Origin of the sequence: Nocardia wallacei (assembly GCF_014466955.1) — a bacterium.
Taxonomy (GTDB): Bacteria; Actinomycetota; Actinomycetes; order Mycobacteriales; family Mycobacteriaceae; genus Nocardia; species Nocardia wallacei.
On the sequence record NZ_AP023396.1, the window covers coordinates 3333011 to 3355791 of the forward strand.

Annotated in this window: 2 protein-coding genes; both read left to right on the forward strand. The window is 72.0% G+C overall.

What is annotated here, in order from left to right; all coding sequences use genetic code 11:
- Window positions 1-909 precede the first annotated feature (909 nt).
- Complete coding sequence (locus tag NWFMUON74_RS15230) at window positions 910-8034, forward strand: type I polyketide synthase (RefSeq protein WP_187688439.1); 7125 nt, start codon at window positions 910-912, stop codon at window positions 8032-8034.
- Between the two features lie 40 nt (window positions 8035-8074).
- The gene (locus tag NWFMUON74_RS15235; RefSeq protein WP_197987019.1) at window positions 8075-22780 is read left to right on the forward strand and encodes a type I polyketide synthase; all 14706 of its coding nucleotides are present in this window, start codon (window positions 8075-8077) and stop codon (window positions 22778-22780) included.
- The last annotated feature ends 1 nt before the right edge of the window (window position 22781 follow it).

The window sequence follows — 22781 nt, forward strand, 5'->3', positions numbered from 1 at the left end:
TTATTAGCGACCGGTAAATAACCCACTTCATCGGTGGATATTTCGCCGCGCCTGGGGGTATCGTCTTGCCTCACAAGATCGGTGCGGCACCGCATCCGGAGACCCGAATCCGACCTACGTCGGTCGCGCGGTCTCCGAGTGGTCCAGGCGAAGAAGGTGGATGTGGTGGCTGGAGGAGTGCGCCGGGTTACGGTGCTGCCGTCGTCTCGCGGGAGCTCGCACGGACCTGCGTCGATGGCGGTACGCGGGATCCGGCGCGTCGCCGCGGGGCGGCCCGGCGGTAGTTGGGACGGCATCCCGGTAATCGGCCGGACCCGCGAGACCGCGGGAAGTTGAGAAATGGCCCACAACGGTGTGACTAGTTGTATCTTCACTTCTGTGTGAGTATTGACTACAACCGCACCCGCGCGCGAAACCGAGTGAACGGTCTGCACGAGCCGGTGCGTGTTCGGCAAGCTATAGCCGCGGGAACCCGCAGCTGTTAACAGTGAATTTGCCTTCCGGCTTCGACGGCGTAAAGCCGAACTACCAGGATGGAACAGGATACCGGCATCGGCCGGGGCTTTCGGCTGCCGGCCAGTGCCGGTCATGTGGGAGAGGTGTTGTAGATGAGGTCGACCGAAGGAGCGGGTCGCGGCGCGTACCTCGATACAGCGTGCACCCATCGCGCGAGTGAACCGCACACCGCAACGGTTTTCGGAGCGGATGCTGAACCGGTGGCGGGCGGTCGCTCGACGCGGGACTGAGGTAGTCGGCCCGATCGCGCTCCGCGCGAGCGAGTTTCGGGCATTCGTCGTGATCAGGCGGTAGCCGAGTCCGGGCCCGTGGACACGGTGTGCTCGTCACCCTTCGGTGTGGCGACCGGTCGCTCCGCGACTAGTTGAATTCTTGATTATATGGATGTGATACGTGGTAACAAACGCTGGTGATTCGCCGGATCGCATGCTGGAGTACCTGAAGAAGGTCACCAAGGAGCTGCTGACGACCCGCGAGGATCTCGCGCAACTGCGCGAGCGGATTGACGAGCCCATCGCGATCGTGGGCATGAGCTGCCGATATCCGGGCGGCGTCGAGTCACCAGGACAGCTGTGGAAGCTGGTTGCCTCCGGTTCGGATGCGGTGGGCCCCTTCCCGGACGATCGAGGCTGGGATGTTGCTGAATTGTTCGATCCCGACCCTGACCGATTCGGGAAGGTGTACACGCGGGAGGGCGGATTTCTCCGCGGCGTCGCCGATTTCGACGCGGAGTTCTTCGGAATCGGTCCGCGCGAGGCCGCGGCGATGGATCCGCAGCAGCGGCTGTTGCTGGAGACCTCGTGGGAAGCGCTGGAGGACGCCGGAATCGACCCGTTCTCGTTGCGGGGCAGCGACACCGGTGTCTTCGCCGGGGTGATGTACGAGGACTACGGGCACACCGCCAGGGCGGCGGGCGCGGCCGCCGAGGGGTACGCGGGCACGGGTTCGGCCGGCAGCGTGGTATCGGGGCGGGTGGCCTACACGCTCGGCCTGGAGGGCCCGGCCGTGAGTGTCGACACGGCATGTTCGTCCTCGCTGGTCGCGATTCACCTGGCCTGCCAGGCATTACGCCGCGGGGAGTCGTCGCTGGTACTGGCGGGCGGTGTGACGGTCATGTCCACGCCCTATCTGTTCGTGGAGTTCTCCCGTCAGCGGGGTTTGTCACGCGATGGCCGGTGCAAGGCGTTCTCGGCCGCCGCGGACGGCGTCGGGTGGGCCGAGGGCGTCGGTGTGCTGGTGCTGGAGCGGTTGTCGGATGCGCGGCGTCACGGGCACAACGTTCTTGCCGTGGTGCGGGGTTCGGCGGTGAATCAGGATGGTGCGTCGAATGGTTTGACGGCGCCGAATGGTCCGTCGCAGGAGCGGGTGATCGCGGCGGCGTTGGCGAGTGCGGGGTTGTCGCCGTCGGATGTGGATGTGGTGGAGGCGCACGGTACGGGGACGCCGCTGGGTGATCCGATCGAGGCGCAGGCATTGCTCGCCGCTTACGGACAGGACCGGACGAACGGCCCGTTGCGCATCGGCTCCCTCAAGTCGAACATCGGCCATTCGCAAGCGGCTTCCGGAGTGGGCGGCGTGATCAAGATGGTGCAGGCGCTGCGGCACGAAGTCCTGCCCCGGACACTGCACCTGAATGCGCCGTCGCCGCATGTGGACTGGACGGCGGGATCGGTGCGGCTGCTGGCGGAGGCCGAGCAGTGGCGCGCGGGTGCGCGGGTGCGCCGGGCCGGGGTGTCGTCCTTCGGGATCAGCGGCACCAACGCCCATCTCGTCCTCGAGGAGGCGCCCGCCGTACCGGCGCAGACCGCGGGCGATCCGGAACAGGTAACCGCCGTGACTTCCGCGTCGCCGGGCCTGGTTCCGCTCACGGTGTCGGCGAAGTCCGAGGCGGCGCTGCGGGCGCAGGCGGACCGGTTGCGGCAGTGGCTGGTCCAGCGGCCCGATATCGATGCCTGGGATGTCGCGTATTCGCTGATCGAGACGCGCGGGCGGTTCGATCGGCGCGGGATGGTGGTCGCGAGCGATCGGGAGCGGTTGCTGGCCGGTCTGGCCGATCTGGCCGCGGGTGCGCAATCCCCGGATGTGGTGGCGGGACGGGTTGTTTCGGGGAAGACGGCGTTTCTGTTCACCGGGCAGGGTGCGCAGCGGGCGGGGATGGGTGCGGAGCTGTATCGGGTGTTCCCGGTGTTCGCGGCGGCCTTGGACGAGGTGTGTGCCGTGGTCGATCCGTTGCTGGGTCGTTCCTTGCGGGAGTTGATGTTCGAGGGCCCGCAGAGCCTGCTGGATCGGACCGAGTTCACGCAGCCCGCGCTGTTCGCGTTCGAGGTCGCGCTGTTCCGGCTGGTCGAGTCCTTCGGTGTGACACCGGATGTGCTGATCGGCCATTCGATCGGTGAGCTCGTCGCGGCGTACGTGGCGGGGGTGTGGTCGCTGGCGGACGCGTGTGTGCTGGTGGTGGCGCGTGGCCGGTTGATGGGCGGGTTGCCGAGGGGCGGGGCGATGTCGGCGCTGGGCATGGGGGAGGCCGAGGCGGCCCGGCTCGTGGCCGGGTACGGGGGCAGGGTGTCGCTGGCGGCGGTGAACGGCCCGTCGTCGGTGGTGGTGTCGGGGGAGGCGGAGGCGATCGGTGAGGTGGAGACGCGGGCCGCCGCGGCGGGCCGCAAGACCAGCCGATTGCGGGTCAGTCATGCCTTCCACTCCGCGTCGATGGAGCCGATTCTGGACGAGTTCCGTTCGGTGGCCGCGGGTTTGGCTTACCGCATGCCGCGCATTCCGGTGCTGTCGAATGTCAGTGGTGTGGTGGCGGGTGCCGAGCTGACCGACCCCGGCTATTGGGTGTCGCAGCTGCGCGGCTGCGTTCGGTTCGCGCCGGGCGTGCGCACGCTGGTGGAGTCGGGTGTGCGGCGGTATGTGGAGATCGGTCCCGACGCGGTGCTGGCGGCGATGGCCCGGCAGTGCCTGGGCGAATTTCCCGAGGCCGAAGCGGGGTCGGTGGTGGTCGCCGCCGCCCGGCGCTCCGACACGGCGCGCGACTCCGAGCAGTTCGTCGGCGCCCTCGCTCGACTGCATGTGGCGGGCGCGGCCGTCGCGTGGCAACCGCTGTTCGCCGGTCGCGAGCCGCATCGGACAGCGTTGCCCACCTACGCTTTCCAGCATCGCCGCTACTGGCTGGACACCGCCGAATCGGTGGGTGACGTGCGGGCGTCGGGCCTCGACGGCGTGGAACATCCGTTGCTCGGTGCGGCGGTCTGGCTGCCGGACGCCGCGGGCGTCGTCCTCACCGGGCGGTTGTCGCTGTCGACCCACCCCTGGCTGGCGGATCACGCCATTGCCGGGACGGTACTGCTGCCGGGCGCCGCGTTCGTCGAATTGGCGTTGCGTGCCGGAGCATTGGTGAACCTGCCGCGAGTGGCGGAGTTGGTACTGGCGGCGCCGATGATCGTGCCACCGGCGGGAGCGGTCGACCTTCGGGTCATGGCCGCCGAGCCCGGTGACTCGGGCGCCCGGGAGATATCGGTGTACTCGCGCCCGGTGCGCGAGGACACCGGCGATCCGGCGCCGTGGGTCCGGCATGCGACGGGAACCGTTGTCCCGCAATCATCTACACCACGTCCCGAGCCGACGGCGACGACGCAGAGCTGGCCGCCCGCGGGAGCGGTGCCGATGGCGATCGACGACGCCTACGCGGAACTGGCGGCCCGCGGCTACGAGTACGGGCCGCAGTTCCGCGGGCTGACCGCGCTGTGGCGGCGTGGTGTGGAGATCTTCGCCGAGGTGGGACCGCCGGAATCGGCGCATCCGGCGGAGCGGTTCGTGGTGTACCCGGCCCTGCTGGACGCGGCCCTGCACGCGTTGGGTATCAGTGGTGTGGTCGAGCCTGCCGGGCCGGGCGAACTGCTGGTCCCGTATTCGTGGACGGGCGTCGACGTGTATACCGCCGGGGCCGGATCGGCCCGGGTCCGGCTGACAGTACTCGGGTCGGTGGCGGAGGAGTCGGCGGCGGGCGAGCATCGGGTGGCGCTGACGCTCTTGGACTTCGCGGGAGCCCCGATCGCCGAGGCGGCGGTGCTCACGTTGCGGCCGATCCCGCTCGCGGCTGTCGGCTCGGCGGCGGCGGGTGAGGAGCTGCACCGGCTGCACTGGATGCCGCTCCCGGCAGCGGATGAGCCCGCAGCGCACTGGTCGGCCGACGGCGACGAGACGGTGATTCTCGACGGTTCGCCCGTGGCGGTGTTGCGCGTGGCGAACGGGGCGGCCGACGCCGACCTGCCGGGTACCGTGCACCGCCGGGTCGTCGAAATCGCGGCGCAGGTGCGACAAGCGCTGGACCGGTATCCGCGGATCGCCGTAGTGACCAGCGGCGCGGTCGCGGTGGACACGGGCGAGGCGGTGGATCCCGTGGGCGCGGCGGTCTGGGGTCTGGTGCGCAGCGGGCAGAACGAGAATCCCGGCCGGATCGCACTCGTCGATGTCGACGATCGGCAGGACTACCGGGCCGGTGTGGTGGCGGCCCTGGGACACGCGGACGAACCCCAGCTGGCGCTGCGGCAGGGCGCGCACTACGCGGCGCGGCTCGCTCGCGGCGCGCATCCCGATGCCGTCGGGGCGAGTGAGCTGCTGTCCGCTCCGGCGTGGGCGCTGGTGCAGCACGGCAAGGGCACATTGACCGGCGAGAATCTGGGTTTGGTCGAGACGACGGCCGCGACGCGAGCGCTCGGGCCCGGACAGGTGCGCGTCGCGCTGCGCGCCGCGGGCGTCAATTTCCGCGACGTGCTGATCGCCCTCGGCATGTATCCCCAGCCGGACGCCGCCCTCGGTGGCGAAGGCGCGGGCGTGGTCGTCGAGGTGGCCCCCGACGTCACCGAATTCACGCCCGGCGACCGGGTTTTCGGGTTCGTGCCCGAGGTCGGTTCCGTCGTGGTCGCCGACGGCCGGGTGCTGTCGCGGATGCCGCGCGGCTTCTCCTTCGCGCAGGCGGCAGCGGTGCCGGTGGTGTTCGTCACCGCCTATTACGGACTGGTCGACCTGGCCGAGGCCAAACCCGACGAAACGCTGCTCCTGCACGCCGCGACCGGCGGCGTGGGGATGGCGGCCGCGCAGCTGGCGCGGCACCTCGGGCTGCGGCTGCTCGTGACCGCGAGCCGCCCGAAATGGGATGTGCTGCGCGGCATGGGATTCGACGACTCGGTGATCGGCGACTCCCGCACCCTGGATTTCGAACGCAAGTTCCTCGAGGTCACCGACGGCCGCGGCGCGGATATCGTGCTCGATTCGCTGGCGGGTGAATTCGTCGACGCCTCGTTGCGCCTGCTGCCGCGCGGTGGCCGCTTCCTCGAGATGGGATTGACCGACCGGCGCGACCCCGGCGAGGTCGCCGAACAGCATGCGGGAGTGCGCTACCGGGGTTTCCATCTCGACGAGGTCGGCGCCGAGCGGGCGCACGAGATCCTGACCGTGCTCGTCGAGCTGTTCGACACCGGCGCCCTGACCCCGCTCCCGCTGACCGGATGGGATCTGCGCCAGGCGCCGGACGCCTTCCGGTACCTGAGCCAGGCCCGGCACATCGGCAAGAACGTGCTCACCATACCGGCCACCCCGGACGCCGCGGGGACGGTGCTGATCACCGGCGGGACGGGCGAACTCGGCGCGGTGGCGGCGCGCCATCTCGTGCACGAGTACGGCGTGCGGCGCGTGGTGCTGGCCAGCAGGCGCGGTGCGGACGCCGACGGCGCGACCGAGCTCGTAGCCGAACTGGCCGCGCTCGGCGCTCATGCGGAGGTGGTCGCCTGCGACGTGGCGGACCGTGCCGCACTGGACCGGCTGCTGGCGGGCATCCCGGCCGAACACCCGCTGACCGGCGTCGTCCACACCGCCGGTGTCCTGGCCGACGGCCTGCTCACCGACCTGACACCGGAGCAGTTCGCCGCGGTGCTGCGCCCGAAGGTCGACGCCGCGTGGAATCTGCACGAGGCCACCGCGGATCTCGATCTGTCCGTGTTCGTGCTCTACTCCTCGATCGCGGGCACGCTCGGCAGCCCGGGACAGGCCAATTACGCTGCGGCGAACGCCTTTCTCGACGCGGTGGCGCAGCACCGGCACCGCCGCGGCCTTCCCGCGACCTCGATCGCCTGGGGGCCGTGGCACGGCGCGGGCGGCATGACCAGCACCCTGACCGACACCGATATCGCACGCATGCGGCGCGCGGGACTGGTGCCGCTCGACGCGAACGATGGTATGGCGCTGTTCGATTCGGCCCTCCAGGCCGGCCACCCGGCGCTCGCCGGAGTGCGCCTCGAGGCCGGGGCGCTCGCCGCGCAGGCCGCGGCGGGGACCCTGCCCCGGGCGCTCGAGTCCCTGGTCACCAGGACCACCCGCCGCGCCGCGGGTACCGGCACGCCGCGGCTGGCCGCCGTCCCCGCGGCCGATCGCCCGGCCGCCGTGCTCGCCGTGGTCCGCGAACAGGTCGCCGCAAGTCTCGGACACGATTCCGGCGACCGGATCGATCCGGCGGCGACCTTCACGGAATTGGGATTCGATTCCTTGACCGGCGTCGAGTTCCGCAACCGGCTCGCCAAGGCCACCGGGCTCGCGCTGTCGTCGACGGTTGTCTTCGACCACCCCACGTCCCGAGCGCTCGCCGATCATCTGTGCGCACGGCTCGGCGAGATGGCACCGGCGCCCGCGGACACCGGCGCCGCGGGTGTCCTCACCGACCTGGTGCGCGCCGCGCACCGGCGCGGGCGGCTGGCCGAGACGCTGCCGATGCTGCTGGCGGGCGCCGAACTCGCCGAAACCTTCGCCCACGGCGCGGACTCCGGTGCGGCGGCACTGGTACCACTGAGCCGCAGCACCGCCGATCCGCTACTGGTCTGCGTGCCGTCGTTCGTGGTCGGCACCGGCCCACACCAGTTCGGCCGCCTGGCGCGCGAACTCGGCGCCGACCGCGGTGTCACCGCGCTCCGATTGCCCGGCACCCGCCCCGGCGAACCGCTGCCCGGAACCTGGGACGCACTCCTGGATTCGCTGGCGAACGCCGTGGACGCCGCCGGACGTCAGCGACCGGTCGTGCTGGTCGGCTACTCGATCGGCGGCGCGATCGCACATGCGCTGGCACATCGGCTCGAGCACCGCGGGCGTGGGCCCGCCGGGATCGTCCTGCTCGACGCCTACGCCTCCGATGCGGTGGAGCGCGGCCGCCGCGTGCTGGTGAACGCGCTCGGCGCGGTCCTGGACCTGGACAACGACATGGCGCGGATCGGCGATCACGGCCTGATCGCGATGGCCGAGTACATGCGCATCTGCGAACAGCGCCGACCGGTGTCGATCGCGGCGCCGATCCTGGAACTGCGTGCCTCGACGCCGCTGCCCGGACTGGACGGCGCCGAACGAGTGCCCCCCTGGATGCGCGGCGGGGCGGCGGCCGAGATCGACGCCGACCACTTCTCGATCCTCACCTCGGCCGCGGCGGCCGCGGCCGCCGAGATACGCCGCTGGCTCGGCCGACACGGCGCGAAATAACAGCTCTCCCTTTCGAATTCGGTTGGACGAAGGAATACTCATGGTCGGATCAGCGAACGCGATCGCCATTGTCGGAATGTCGTGCCGGGTGCCCGGCGCCGCCGACCTCGAGCGGTTCTGGCGGCTGCTGCGTGCGGGCGCGGACGCGATCGGCTCCGCGCCGGCGGATCGCCCGGGCATCGATGAGATCGCCGGATTCCTGGACACGGCAACGGAATTCGACGCCGACTTCTTCGGTGTGTCCCCCAACGAGGCCCGGTCGGTCGATCCGCAGCAACTACTCGGACTCGAACTGAGCTGGGAAGCGCTGGAGGACGCGGGTTTGCACGACCGGTCCGGCGCGCGGGCGGGGGTCTTCCTGGGCAGCACCGGCACCGATTTCGCCGAAGCCGTGGCAGCGCAAGGCAAATCGGGCATCGGCCGGCACTCGCTGTGGGGAGCGGGGCGCGGAGTCGCCGCGAATCGAATCTCGAACTTCTACGGTTTCACCGGACCGAGCATCGTCGTCGACAGCGGACAGTCCTCGTCGCTGGTCGCACTGCATCTGGCGTGCGAATCGCTGCGCAGCGGTGAATGCGACGTGGCACTCGCGGGCGGGCTGAACCTCATCCTCTCGCCGTTGAGCGGCGAACGTTACGAGCGGTTCGGCGCGCATTCCCCCTCCGGGAAGTGCTACACCTTCGATATACGCGCGGACGGAACCGTGCGCGGTGAGGGCGGCGGCATCGTCGTGCTCAAGCCGCTCGCGCGCGCGACCGCCGACGGCGACCGGATCTATGCCGTCGTTCGGGGCAGCGCGGTCAACAACGGCAACGAGCGCCAGGTGCTGAGCGCACCCAGCGTGTCGGCGCAGACCGGGGTCATCCGGGCCGCGCTGGCGAACGCGGCCGTGGACCCGGCATCGGTGCAGTACGTGGAACTGCACGGCACCGGAACCCCCGCCGGTGATCCGGTGGAGGCGGCGGCGCTCGGTGCGGCCTACGGCCCGGCGCGGCCGGAGGGCGCGCGACTGGCCGTCGGTTCGGTGAAGACGAATCTCGGTCACCTGGAAGGCGCGGCGGGAATCGTCGGCCTGATCAAGACCGCGCTGTGCCTGCGGCACCGCGAACTCGCGCCCAGCCTGAACTTTCACACCCCGAACCCGCGGATACCGCTCGATGCGCTCGGGCTGCGGGTGCCGACCTCGGCCCAGCCCTGGCCGTCGGCGGCGGTGCGCCGCGCCGGGGTGTCCTCGTTCGGTATGGGCGGAACCAACGCGCACGTGATTCTCGAGCAGGCGCCGGAGGTAACGCCCGCTTCGGCGGCCGCCGAAACCGGTGTCCGGGCCTGGACGTTGTCGGCTCGGACACCGGAAGCCTTGCGGGAACAGGCCGTTCGGCTGCGTGAGTGGCTGGGCGACCACCCGGAGGCCGGAGCCGCGGCGGTGGCGCATTCGCTGTTGCGGGTCCGCACGCCACTCGAGTGGCGGGGCGCGGTGGTCGGCTCGGATCTCGATGCGCTGCGCGCGGGATTGGCCGAATGGGCCGACGCGCCGATGGAACCGGCCGCGGCCGCCGTGGTGCTGGGGCGGGCCGCGCCGCGCCGGACGGTCTTCGTCTTCCCGGGCCAGGGCAGCCAGTGGGTGGGCATGGGCGCGCGCCTGCTGGATTCGGATCCCGTGTTCGCGCAGTCGATTTCGGACTGTGCGGCGGCGCTCGAGCCCCTTGTGGATTGGTCGCTGACGGACGTGCTGCGGGGAGCCGGGGGCGCCGCCGCGCTGGACCGCGTGGATGTGGTGCAGCCGGCGTTGTTCGCGATGCTGGTCTCGCTGGCGCGGGCGTGGCGGGCCCGCGGAGTGGAACCCGCTGCGGTGGTGGGGCATTCGCAGGGTGAGATCGCGGCGGCGGTGGTCGCCGGCGGGCTGTCCCTGGCCGACGGTGCCCGCGTGGTGGCGGTGCGCTCGCGTGCCGTCGCGGACGTGCTCGCGGGCTCGGGCGGGATGGCGTCGGTCGGGCTGCCCGCCGACGAGGTGGCCGAGCGCCTGGCGGCGTTCGGCGACCGGCTGTCCGTCGCGGCGGTCAACGCGCCGGGACAGACGGTGGTCTCCGGTGCGTCCGGCGCGGTCGCGGAGTTCGTGGCCGGATGCGCCGCCGACGGAGTGTGGGCGCGGCGTATACCGGTAGACTACGCGTCGCATTCGGCGGCGGTGGAGCGGATCAGGGACCGGGTGCTCACGGAGTTGGCCCCGATTCGGCCGGGCACGGGTTCGATTCCGTTCTTCTCCACTGTCACAGCGGAATTCGTCGACACGGCGACGCTGGATGCCGATTACTGGTATCGGGGACTGCGCGAACAGGTGCGTTTCGCCGAGGCGATCGAGGCGCTACTGGGTGCGGACCGGAACGCGTTCGTCGAGGTGAGTCCGCACCCCGTGGTCGCTGGTGCGATCGAGGTGACCGCGGCGGCGCTCGGCATGGCCGACCGGGTGGGCGTCCTGGGCACGCTGCGACGCGACCAGGGCGGCCCGGAACACTTCATGGCGGCGCTGGCGCGGGCGCACTGCCTGGGCGTCGAGGTGGCGCCGGAGGCGCTGGCCCCGGCCGCCGCGCGCGTGGATCTGCCGGTCTACGCCTTCCAGCGGCGGCGGTGCTGGGCCCCGGGTGCCGCGGCGATCGTGGGTGGGGCGCACGCGCCCGCCGATATCGAAACGGCTGCGGCGACCGATCCGACCGCCGCGCCGTCCGACACCACGACCGCGCGCGGACGCCGTGCGGTGGTGACCGGTCCGCTCGCGCCGCGGTTGTTCGCCGCTGCCGAACGCGACCGGGACGCGCTGGTGCTCGCCGTCGTGGCCGAGCAGGCCGCGGTGGTGCTGGGCCACGATTCGCCCGCCGCCATCGGCCACGAACTGCCCTTCACGGCATTGGGTTTCGACTCGCTGAGCGGACAGCAGCTGCGCGACCGGCTGGTGACGGCCACCGGCGTGGCGCTGCCCACGTCGCTGATCTTCGACCATCCGACCCCGGCCGCGGTGGCACGACTGGTGCGCGCGCGGCTGGAAGGACTCCGGCCCGACGCGCCACGGGTGACCCGGCGCGTGCGTGCCGACGAGCCGATCGCCATCGTGGGCATCGGTTGCCGCTTTCCCGGCGGCGTCGCCTCCGCCGAGGATCTGTGGGATCTCCTCGCCGCGGGCCGCGACGTGATCAGCCACTTCCCGTCCGATCGCGGCTGGGACCTCGAGCGGCTGTTCGATCCGGACCCTGGCCGACCCGGCACCGTGTACACCCGCGAAGGCGGATTCCTCACCGGCGCGGACGCTTTCGACGCGGAGTTCTTCGGCATCGGACCGCGTGAGGCGGCCGCGATGGATCCGCAGCAGCGGTTGCTGCTGGAGGTGGCCTGGGAGGCACTCGAGGACGCCGGGATCGACCCGGCCGTGTTGCGCGGCACCGATACCGGCGTCTATATCGGCGCCGGCTCCTCCGGCTACTCCCGCGCGGTGACCGGTGAGTACGAAGGTTTCCGCCTGACCGGGAACTCGCCCAGCGTCATCTCCGGCCGCGTGGCCTATGTGCTGGGTCTGGAGGGTCCCGCGGTCACCGTGGACACCGCGTGCTCGTCGTCGCTGGTGGCACTGCATCTGGCCTGCCAGGCACTGCGTCAGGGCGAGGCGGATCTCGTGCTCGCGGGCGGCGTGAGTGTCGCGGCGAGCCCGAGCCTGTACGTCGACTTCGCACGCCAGCGCGGGCTGGCGCCCGACGGCCGCTGCAAGCCGTTCGCGGCCGCCGCCGACGGCGTGGCCTGGTCCGAGGGCGTCGGTGTGCTGGTGGTGGAGCGGCTGTCGGACGCGCGGCGGCTGGGCCACACCGTGCTGGCGGTCGTACGGGGCAGTGCGATCAACCAGGACGGCGCGTCCAACGGTTTGACGGCGCCGAACGGCCCGTCGCAGGAGCGGGTGATCGCGTCCGCCCTGGCCGACGCCGGGCTGCGGCCCTCGGACGTGGACGTGGTGGAGGCGCACGGGACCGGGACGGCACTGGGCGATCCCATCGAGGCGCAGGCGCTGATCGCCGCCTACGGCTCCGACCGGGCGCAGCCGCTGCGGATCGGCTCGCTGAAGTCGAACATCGGTCACGCCGTCGCCGCCGCGGGGATCGGTGGGGTGATCAAGATGGTGACGGCGCTGCGGCACGAAACACTGCCGCGGACCTTGCATATCGACGCCCCGACACCGCACGTGGATTGGTCGGCGGGTTCGGTGCGACTGCTGACGGCGGCCGAGCCGTGGACCGCCGGCGCCGCGGTGCGCCGGGCCGGAGTGTCCTCGTTCGGGATCAGCGGCACCAACGCCCACCTGATTCTCGAGGAGGCGCCACCGGCGGCGCCCGTCGAGCGTGCCGCCGGAGTTCCGGTCGGCGATACGGTGCCGCTGCTGCTGTCGGCGAAATCGGACGCGGCGCTGCGGGCGCAGGCGGACCGGTTGCGGCAGTGGCTGACCGAGCGGCCGGACCTCGATGTCTGGAGCGCCGCGCACTCGCTGATCGAGACCCGGGGCAGGTTCGCGCGGCGTGCCGCGGTCCTCGGCACGGACCGTGAGCGGCTGCTGGCCGGGCTGGCCGAGCTGGCCGCGGGCGGGCGATCGCCCGGCGTGTTCACGGGACAGATCGTTTCGGGCCGGACGGCATTCCTGTTCACCGGTCAGGGTGCGCAGCGGGCCGGGATGGGCGCGGACCTCTACGGCGCGTTTCCGGTGTTCGCCGCGGCGTTGGACGAGGTGTGCGCGGAGTTCGACACGAAGCTCGGATTGTCGTTGCGGCAGTTGATGTTCGACGACCGGGAGGGCTTGCTGGATCGGACGGAATTCACCCAGCCCGCGTTGTTCGCCTTCGAGGTGGCGCTCTACCGGTTGATCGAATCGTTCGGTGTGACACCGGACGTGGTGCTGGGTCACTCGATCGGGGAACTGGCGGCGGCGTACGCGGCCGGTGTCTGGTCGCTGGCGGACGCGTGCGTGCTGGTGGCGGCGCGGGGCCGGTTGATGGGTGCCTTGCCGGCGGGCGGGGCGATGCTGGCGGTCGCCGGGTCGGCGGAGTGGGTGGTCGATGCCGTCGGCGAGTTCGCCGGACGGGTGTCGCCGGCGGCCCTGAACGGTCCGTCGTCGGTCGTGCTGTCGGGGGACGCGGCCGCGATCGATGAGATCGAGCGGCGGCTGTCGGGTGCGGGGGTGAAGACGAACCGGCTGCGAGTGAGCCATGCGTTCCATTCGGTGGCGATGGAGCCCATGCTCGACGAGTTCCGCGCGGTGGCAGCGAGTGTCACCTATCGGCCGCCGAATGTCCCGGTGGTGTCGAACGAGACGGGCGAGGTCGCCGGGGACGCGGTGACCGATCCGGAGTACTGGGTGCGGCAGGTGCGGGCCTGTGTGCGATTCGCTCCGGGCGTCGACGCGCTCGTCGCGCTGGGCGTGCGGCGATTCGTCGAGGTGGGTCCGGACGCGGTGCTCACGGCGATGACGCGGCAGTGCCTGGCCGAGAATCCCGAGGTGGAGGCGGCCGCGTGGGTGGCGCCGGTGGCTCGGCGGTCGGCCGAGGAACCGGCGCAGTTCGCGGCGTTCTTGGCGCAGGCCCACATCGCGGGCGAGCGGGTGCGATGGCGACCGCTGTTCGCGGGCCGGGAGGTGCGTCGAGTTCCGTTGCCCCGCTACGCGTTCCAGCATCGCCGGTACTGGTTGCGGCCCGTCGAGACGACGTCCGCGGCGAGCGATCACCCGATCCTGACCGGGGTGATCCCGTTGGCGGGCAGCGACGAATGGCTGTTCACCGGGCGACTGTCCCTGCGTACCCAGCCGTGGCTCGCCGACCACATGACCTACGGCGTGGTGGTGGTGCCGAGCGCGGCGCTGGCCGAATTCCTCCTCGTCGCCGGTGACCGCATCGGCTGCGCGGCGCTCGAGGAGCTCACCTCGCAGGCGCCGATCGTGCCGGACGCCGACGAGGACGTGGAACTGCAGGTGCTCGTGCAGGCGGCCGATGCGGCCGGACGCCGCCAGTTCGAACTCCATTGCCGCACCACGCCGGACGGTGCCTGGGCGCACGCCGCCACCGGCAGCCTCGCCTCCGGCCCGTCGGGTGGTTCGGACCTGCTGGAGCGGCTGCGGGGCGAGCAATGGCCGCCCGCCGACGCCGAACCGGTGGACACCACGGGGATTCGGGCGCAACTCGCGAAGGACAGCGGACTCGAGTACGGTCCGGCCTTCGCCGGTGTGCGCGGCGCGTGGCAGCGCGCGGACACGATGTTCTCGGAGCTGGAGTTGGATACCGACGCGGCCCCGGAACCCGGTCGCCACGAACTGCATCCGGCCCTGCTCGATATGGCGATGCACGCGGCGCTCACCCGGCTGGTGTGGCGCGACCGGGACAACGATCCCGATACCGGCAGGCTGCTGTTCCGGTGGGGCGGTGTGCGTTTGCATCGGGTGGCCGGTGGGCGGTGGCCGTCCGGAGTGACGTCGTTGCGGGTGATGGCGATCGCGACCGGTCCCGAGACGATCTCGGTGGCGGCCGTGGATCCGGAGGGTGTGCCGATCGTGTCGGTCGACGCGGTGGTGATGCGACCTTATGACGTGCACGCGTTCCGGAGCACTCTGCCCGGCGCGGCGGCGGATACGTACCACGTGCGCTGGGAGCGCACCGGCGCGGGCAACGCCGATCGTTCGCGGTGGTCGATGGCGGTGCTCGCCGCCGCGCCGCCGCCGTCCGGGTTCGGCGCGCACTACGCGGCGGTCGCCGACATGCTTGCGGCCGAACATCTTCCGGAGGTCGTGGTGTGGCGCGCGGACAGCGTGCACGATGCTCCGGGAACGGCTTGCGGCGATCCGGCGGCGGCGCGGGTCGCGACACCGGGTGCGCCGGTGAGCGGTACCGCGGAACCCGAAGCCGCCCGGGTCGGCGTGCACGGCACGCTGGCGCTGCTGCGGTCGTGGCTGGCGGACGATCGGCTGTCCGCGGTCCGGCTGGTGGTGGTGACCTCCGCAGGTGCGGGGCTGCCGGGCGAGGCGCCGCACCCGGCAGCCGCGGCGGCGGCGGGCCTGGTGCGGGCGGCGCAATCGGAGCATCCGGGCCGGTTCGTGCTGCTCGACGAGGATCCGGAGCGTCCGGTGGATGCCGACCGGATCGCGGCGGCCCTGGACACCGGTGAACCGTACGTCGCGGTGCGTGGCGCGGAGGTGTCGGTGCCCCGGTTGGTGCGGGCGCCCGCGGCGCGAGACAGTGCCGCGCCGGTGTCGTTCGATGCCGGTACGGTGCTGATCACCGGCGGCACCGGGGGATTGGGTGCCGTGTTCGCCCGCCACCTCGTCACCGAACGCGGCGCGCGCCGGGTGGTGCTCACCTCGCGGCGCGGCCCGCGGTCGCCCGGCGCCGCCGAGCTGGTGGCCGAGCTCCAGCGGGCGGGCGCCGAGGTCCGGGTGGTCGCCTGTGACGTCGCCGATCGCGATGCGGTGCGAAACCTGTTGGGCACCATCGATTCCGGCGAGGAGCTGGCCATCGTGCACACCGCGGGTGTGCTCGACGACGGCACCGTCACCACACTCACCCCGCGGCAGGTGGACGGGGTGCTGGCGCCGAAGGTCGACGGAGCGTGGCATCTGCACGAACTGACCAGGGACCGCAGGGTGTCGGCGTTCGTGCTGTTCTCCTCGGTCGCCGGGGTGCTCGGGATGGCCGGGCAGGGCAATTACGCCGCGGCGAACGGCTACCTGGACGCGCTGGCCCGACAGCGGCGCGCGGCCGGGTTGCCCGGAGTGTCACTGGCGTGGGGGCCGTGGGATTCCGGAACCGGCATGACCGGTGGTCTGGACCGCCGCGCCGCGGCGCGCTGGGAGCGGCTGGGACTGCACCAGCTCGGCGAGCCGGACGGGCTGCGCCTGTTCGATGCCGCCCTCGCCGGCACCGAGGCGTGCGTGGCGCCGATCCGGTTCGATGCCGGCGCCGTGCGGCGGGTGTCCGAGGTCGACGCCGTACCGGCGGCGCTGCGTGGGTTCGTGCGGCGGACGAGGCGCCCGGCGCGGGCGGCGGATCGACCGGAAACCGGTTCGCTGGGTGCCCGATTGGCGCAGGTGCCACGGGCGCGGCGCGGTGAGGTGGTGCTGGAGCTGGTGCGCGGCCAGGTGGCCGCGGTGCTCGGGCACGCCTCGGGCGACCTGATCGACGCCGGGAAACCGTTCAGCGACATGGGATTCGATTCCCTGGGCGGTGTGGAGTTCCGCAACCGGCTGGCCGAGGCCACCGGCGTGCGGTTGCCCTCGACGCTGGTCTTCGATCATCCGACTCCGGCGGCGGTGGCGAAACTGGTGTTGTCGCTGGCGGTACCGGCGGCGGCGGACGTCGCGGCGAAGCCGCCGGCGCGCCGGAGCCGGCGCGACGAGCCGATCGCCATCGTGGGCATGGCCTGCCGGTACCCGGGCGGTGTCGATTCTCCCGACGCGCTGTGGGACCTCGTGGCCGCCGGAACCGATGCGATCGGCGGGTTTCCGTCGGATCGCGGCTGGGACCTGGAGCGGCTGATCGACCCGGAGACCGATCGCCCGGGCACGACCTACTCCGGCGAGGGTGGCTTCCTGACCGGCGCTGCCGATTTCGATGCTGGTTTCTTCGGGATCGGTCCGCGTGAGGCGGTGGCGATGGATCCGCAGCAGCGGTTGTTGCTGGAGGTGTCGTGGGAGGCGCTGGAGGACGCGGGTATCGATCCGAATTCGTTGCGGGGCAGCGATACCGGTGTCTACACCGGCGTCATGTATCAGGACTACGAGAACCTCACCCGCAAGGCCGGACCTGAGGTGGCGGGCTACATCACCACGGGCGCCGTCGGCAGCGTGGCGTCCGGCCGGGTGTCCTACGCGCTGGGTCTGGAGGGTCCGGCGATGACGGTGGACACGGCGTGTTCGTCCTCGCTGGTGGCGTTGCACGTGGCGTGCAGGGCGCTGCGGGAGGGGGAGAGTTCGCTGGCGCTGGTCGGCGGTGCGACGGTGATGTCGACGCCGATGGTCTTCGTGGAATTCTCCCGGCAGCGCGGATTGGCCAGAGACGGGCGCTGCAAATCGTTTTCGGCGTCCGCCGACGGTGTGTCGTGGGCGGAGGGCGCCGCGGTGCTGGTGGTGGAGCGGTTGTCGGACGCGCGGCGTCACGGGCACAACGTTCTTGCCGTGGTGCGAGGAAGTGCGATCAATCAGGATGGCGCGTCGAATGGTTTGACGGCGCCGAACGGTCCGTCGCAGGAGCGGGTGATCGCGGCGGCGCTGGCCGATGCCGGGCTGGAGCCGGCCGATATCGACGCGGTGGAGGCGCACGGGACCGGCACGGCGCTGGGTGATCCGATCGAGGCGCAGGCGCTGATCGCCGCTTACGGGCGGGACCGGACGGACGGCCCCCTGCGCATCGGCGCGCTGAAGTCGAATATCGGCCATTCCCAGGCGGCTTCGGGTGTCGGCGGCGTGATCAAGATGGTGCAGGCGCTGCGGCACGAGCTGTTGCCGAAGACGCTGCACGTGGACGCGCTGTCGCCGCACGTGGACTGGTCCGCGGGAGCGGTGCGCGTGGTGACCGAGGCCGAGCCGTGGGTCGCGGGCGCGCGGGTGCGACGGGCCGGTGTGTCCTCGTTCGGCATCAGCGGCACCAATGCGCACGTGATCGTCGAGGAAGCGCCGAAGCCACCGGTATCGACCGCGACGCCGCAGCTGCCGCAGGCCGACGTCGCCGCGGTGCCGCTGGTGTTGTCGGCGAAGTCGGAGGAGGCGTTGCGGGCGCAGGCGGATCGGTTGCGGGCGTGGCTGGTCCAGCGTCCGGAGGTGGATCTGTGGTCGGTGGCGCGGGCGTTGTCGGATACGCGGGCGTTGCTGGATCGGCGAGGGGTGGTGGTCGGTGCGGATCGGGAGCAGGTGCTGGCCGGGCTGGCGAATCTGGCCGAGGGCGCGCCGGGAGTCATTGCGGGAACGGCGGGTTCGGGCAGGACGGCGTTCTTGTGCACCGGTCAGGGGGCGCAGCGGGTGGGGATGGGTGCGGACCTGTATCGCGCCTTCCCGGTGTTCGCCGCGGCGTTGGATGAGGTGTGTGCTCTGATCGATCCGCTGCTGGGGCGGTCGTTGCGGGAGGTGATGTTCGAGGATCCGGAGCGGGTGCTGGATCGGACGGAATGGACCCAGCCCGCGTTGTTCGCGTACGAGGTGGCGATGTTCCGGCTGGTCGAATCCTTCGGTGCGACACCGGATGTGCTGATCGGACATTCCATCGGTGAGCTCGCGGCGGCCTGCGTGGCCGGTGTCTGGTCACTGGCGGACGCCTGTGCGCTGGTGGTGGCGCGCGGCCGGTTGATGGGCGCGTTGCCCGCGGGCGGGGCGATGCTGGCGGTCGCGGCGCCCGAGACGGCGGTGCCCGGTTTGATCGCCGACCGCGACGGCCAGGTATCGCTGGCCGCCGTCAACGGCCCGACGTCGGTCGTCCTGTCCGGAGCCGCGACTGCCCTCGGCGAGGTGGAGGCGCGTGCCGTCGCGGCGGGCTACAAGACGTCCGCGCTGCGGGTCAGCCATGCGTTCCATTCCGCGCTGATGGAGCCGATGCTCGACGAGTTCCGTTCGGTCGCAACGGCTGTCACCTATCGCCCGCCGAGCGTTCCGGTGGTGTCGAACCTCAGCGGTGTGACCGCCGGAGCGGAACTGACCGAACCGGAGTACTGGGTGGCTCAGCTGCGCGGATGCGTGCGGTTCGCGCCGGGTGTGTCCACGCTGGCCGAGTCGGGTGTGCGGCGGTTCCTGGAAATCGGACCGGACGCGGTGCTGTCGGCGCTGGTGCGGCAGTGCCTCGCCGACACCCCGGCGGGCGAGGCCGGTTCCACGGTGGCGGCCGCTGCCCGGCGAGCGGCCGACGAGCCGGCGCAGCTCGTGTCGGCGCTGGCGCACGTGCACGCCGCGGGCGCGGCAGTGGACTGGACGCCCCTGTTCGCGGGCCGTCCCCGAGAGCGAATCGCGTTGCCGACCTATCCCTTCCAGCACCACCGCTTCTGGCCGCGCCCGGTCGAGGCGCCGGACGTATGGCAGTCGGGTCTGGACGAAGCCGGACACCCCCTGCTGGGCGCGCTCGTGCGGCTACCGGATGCTCCGGACGTGGTGTTCACCGGCAGGCTGTCGCCCGCCGGACACCCCTGGCTCGCCGATCACGCTGTCGCCGGGGTCCCACTCCTGCCCGGCGCCGCGCTCGTGGATCTGGTCCTGCACGCCGGTGCGGCGGTGGACTGCCCGCATCTGGCGGAACTCGTGATCGAGGCGCCCCTGGTGCTTTCGTCCACCGCGCCCGCCGAAGTGCGGGTGGTGGCAAGCGGACCGGAGGAGACGGGCACGCGGTCGGTGGCGGTGTATTCGCGCGTGCGCGGCGACGCCGTCGACGATCCGTCGGCGCGGGAGTGGACCCGGCACGCGGTCGCGACCGTCGCCGGTCCGCGCGACCACTCCCCGGCCGACGCGGATATGACGAATTGGCCACCGGCGGGGGCGACGGCCGTCGCGCTCGACACCGCGTACGCGGATCTGGCCGAGCGAGGTTACGAATACGGTCCCGCGTTCCGAGGGCTGACCGCGCTGTGGCGACGCGGCGACGAGATGTTCGCCGAGGTGGCGTTGCCGGAATCGGCCCGCTCGGCGGCCGCCGAGTTCGGCATACATCCGGCGCTGCTGGATGCCGCCCTGCACACGGTCCTGCTCGGGCCCGCCGCGGACGGCGATGCGGAGACGATCACGGTTCCGTTCTCCTGGGCGAACGTCGCCCTGCACGCGACCGGCGCCACCGCCCTGCGGGTCCGCGCCACCGCCGCGCCCGGCGCGGACCGGATCGCGCTCACCCTGGCCGACCCGGCGGGCCGCCCGGTAGCCGAGGTCGAAGCGTTGACACTGCGGCCGCTGCCGGTCGAGACGCTGCGGGCCGAGCACGGCCCGGCCACCGGCGTGGGCTACGAGCTGGACTGGGTCGCGATCCCGCAGCCCGAGGGCGCGGCCACCGCGGCGGACTCCTGGACTCCGGCCGCGGATGGCGAGAATGTCACGATCGCGGGGCGCGACATGACGGTCGTGCGGCTCGACACCGGCACCGCCGCCGCCGATCTGCCCGCGGCGGTACGCGAGCTGGTGACCGGGTCGGCGGCGCGGATCCAGCGACTGCTGGCGGCCGACCGGCTCCTCGTCGTGGTGACCCGCCGGGCGGTGGCGGTGCATCCGGGGGAGCCGGTGGACCTGTCCGCCGCGGCGGCGCTGGGCCTGTTGCGCACCGCGCAGAGCGAATACCCGGACCGGATTCGGCTGGTCGACATCGACGACCGGGACGACTATCGCGCCTGGGTGGCAACGGCTTCGGCCGCGGAACCCCAGCTGGCCGTGCGGCGCGGGACGGCGTACGCGCCGAGGCTGCGGCGCGGTCGTGCGCAGACGCTCGCGATCGCCCCGGGCGGCACCGCGCCGTGGGCTCTGGACCTGCTCGGCAAGGGCACCCTGACCCCGGACAACTTCGGTCTGGAAGTGGATGCGCGGGTGTCGGAACCGCTGGCCGCCGGTCAGGTGCGGGTGAGTATGCGGGCGATCGGCCTCAATTTCCGCGACGTGCTCATCGCGCTCGGCACCTACCCCGACACCACCGGCCGGATCGGCGGGGAGGGTGCGGGCATCGTGCTCGAGGTAGCCCCCGATGTCACCGAATTCGCCCCGGGTGACCGGGTATTCGGCCTGATCCCCGGTGTCGGCTCGGTCTGCGTGACCGACCGGCGCCTGCTCGCGCCGATGCCGCGCGGCTGGTCCTTCGCCCAGGCGGCCGCCGTGCCGATCGTCTACGCCACCGCCTATTACGCCCTCGTCGACCTGGCCGCGGCGCAGCCCGGCGAAACACTGCTGCTGCACGCGGCCACCGGCGGCGTCGGCATGGCGGCGGTCCAGCTCGCGCGGCACCTGGGGCTGCGGCTGCTGGTCACCGCGAGCGAGCCCAAGTGGCCGGTGTTGCGGGACATGGGATTCGACGATGCGCAGATCGGCGACTCGCGCACCCTCGACTTCGAGCGAAAGTTCCTGGAGTTCACCGGCGGTCGCGGTGCGGATGTCGTATTGGATTCGCTGGCAGGCGAATTCGTGGACGCGTCACTGCGGTTGCTGCCGCGCGGCGGCCGGTTCGTCGAGATGGGCATGATCGACCGGCGCGACCCGGCCGAGGTGGCCGCGGCACACCCCGGTGTGCGCTACCACAGCTTCATGCTGATGGGGGTGGCGCCGGATCGGCTGCGCGACATCCTCACCGCCCTGGCCGAACTCTTCGAGGCCGGGTCCTTGACGCCCGGTCCGCCGACCTCGTGGGATCTGCGCCGGGCCCCCGACGCCTATCGGTACCTGAGCCAGGCGCAGCACATCGGCAAGAACGTGCTCACCGTGCCGACCCCGCTGCGTCCCGACGGCACCGTCCTGATCACCGGCGGCACCGGCGGGCTGGGTGCGGTGGCCGCCCGGCACCTGATCACCGAGCACGGCGTGCGCAGGCTGGTGCTGGCGAGCAGGCGTGGCCCCGATACCCCCGGCGCCGCCGCACTGACCGCCGAGCTCACCGCGCTGGGCGCCCACGTCGACGTGGTCGCCTGCGACGCCGCCGACCGGGACGCTCTCGAGGCGCTGCTGGCCGCGATTCCGGCGCGGCATCCGCTGACCGGTGTCGTCCACGCCGCGGGCGTGCTGGCCGACGGGCTGCTGGCCACCATGACACCCGAGCAGATCGCGACCGTACTGCGCCCCAAGGTGGACGCGGCCTGGAACCTGCACGAGGCGACCGCGAACCTGGACCTGTCGGTGTTCGTGCTCTACTCATCGATCGCCGGGGTGATCGGCAACCCGGGGCAGGCGAACTACGCCGCGGCCAACGTTTTCCTCGACGCGCTGGCACATCACCGGCAGCTGAGCGGGCTGCCCGCGACCTCGGTGGTGTGGGGGCCGTGGGCGCAGAGTTCCGGCATGACCGGGGACCTCGGCGCGACCGACCTCGCGCGGTTGCGGCGGCAAGGTCTGCTGCCGCTGGGCGACGAGGACGGCATGGAGCTGTTCGACGCGGCCCTCGCGAGCGGCGGATCCGCCGCCGTGGCGGTCCGGATCGATCGCACCGCCCTGGCCGCGGCAGGTCCGGACGAGCTGCGCCCGGTGCTGCGCGGCCTGGTGCGGCCGGGTCGCCGCCGAGCGGGCACCGCGCCGGGCGAGCCGTCGAATCCGGTGGTGCGGCTGAGCGGTTTGTCGACGGAGGAGCAGGATCTGGTGCTCCTCGACACGATCGCCGTCCAGGCCGCGGCCGTGCTGGGCCACGACAGCGCGGACGCGATCGCGCCCGGCACACCGTTCGCCGACATCGGTTTCGACTCGCTCGGCGTCATGGAATTCCGCAACCGGCTGAAATCCGCACTCGGTATGCCGGTGCCCGCGACCGCCATGTTCGACTACCCCACTCCGGCGGAGCTGGCCGGATTCCTGCGCCGCGAGATCGCCCCCGTCGATCGCCCGGCGGAGCGCATCGCGGCCGAGCTCGAGTCGTTCGCGGGCAGCCTCGCCGCGGCCGACCTCTCGCCCGCGGAGCGTTCCGACCTGGCCGGCCGCCTGTCCGCGCTGCTGCGCGAGCTCGACGGCGAGACCGACGCGGGCGGCGGCCTGAGCGCCCTCGACACCGAGGACGACCGCGAGCTTTTCGACTTCATCGACCAACTCTGAA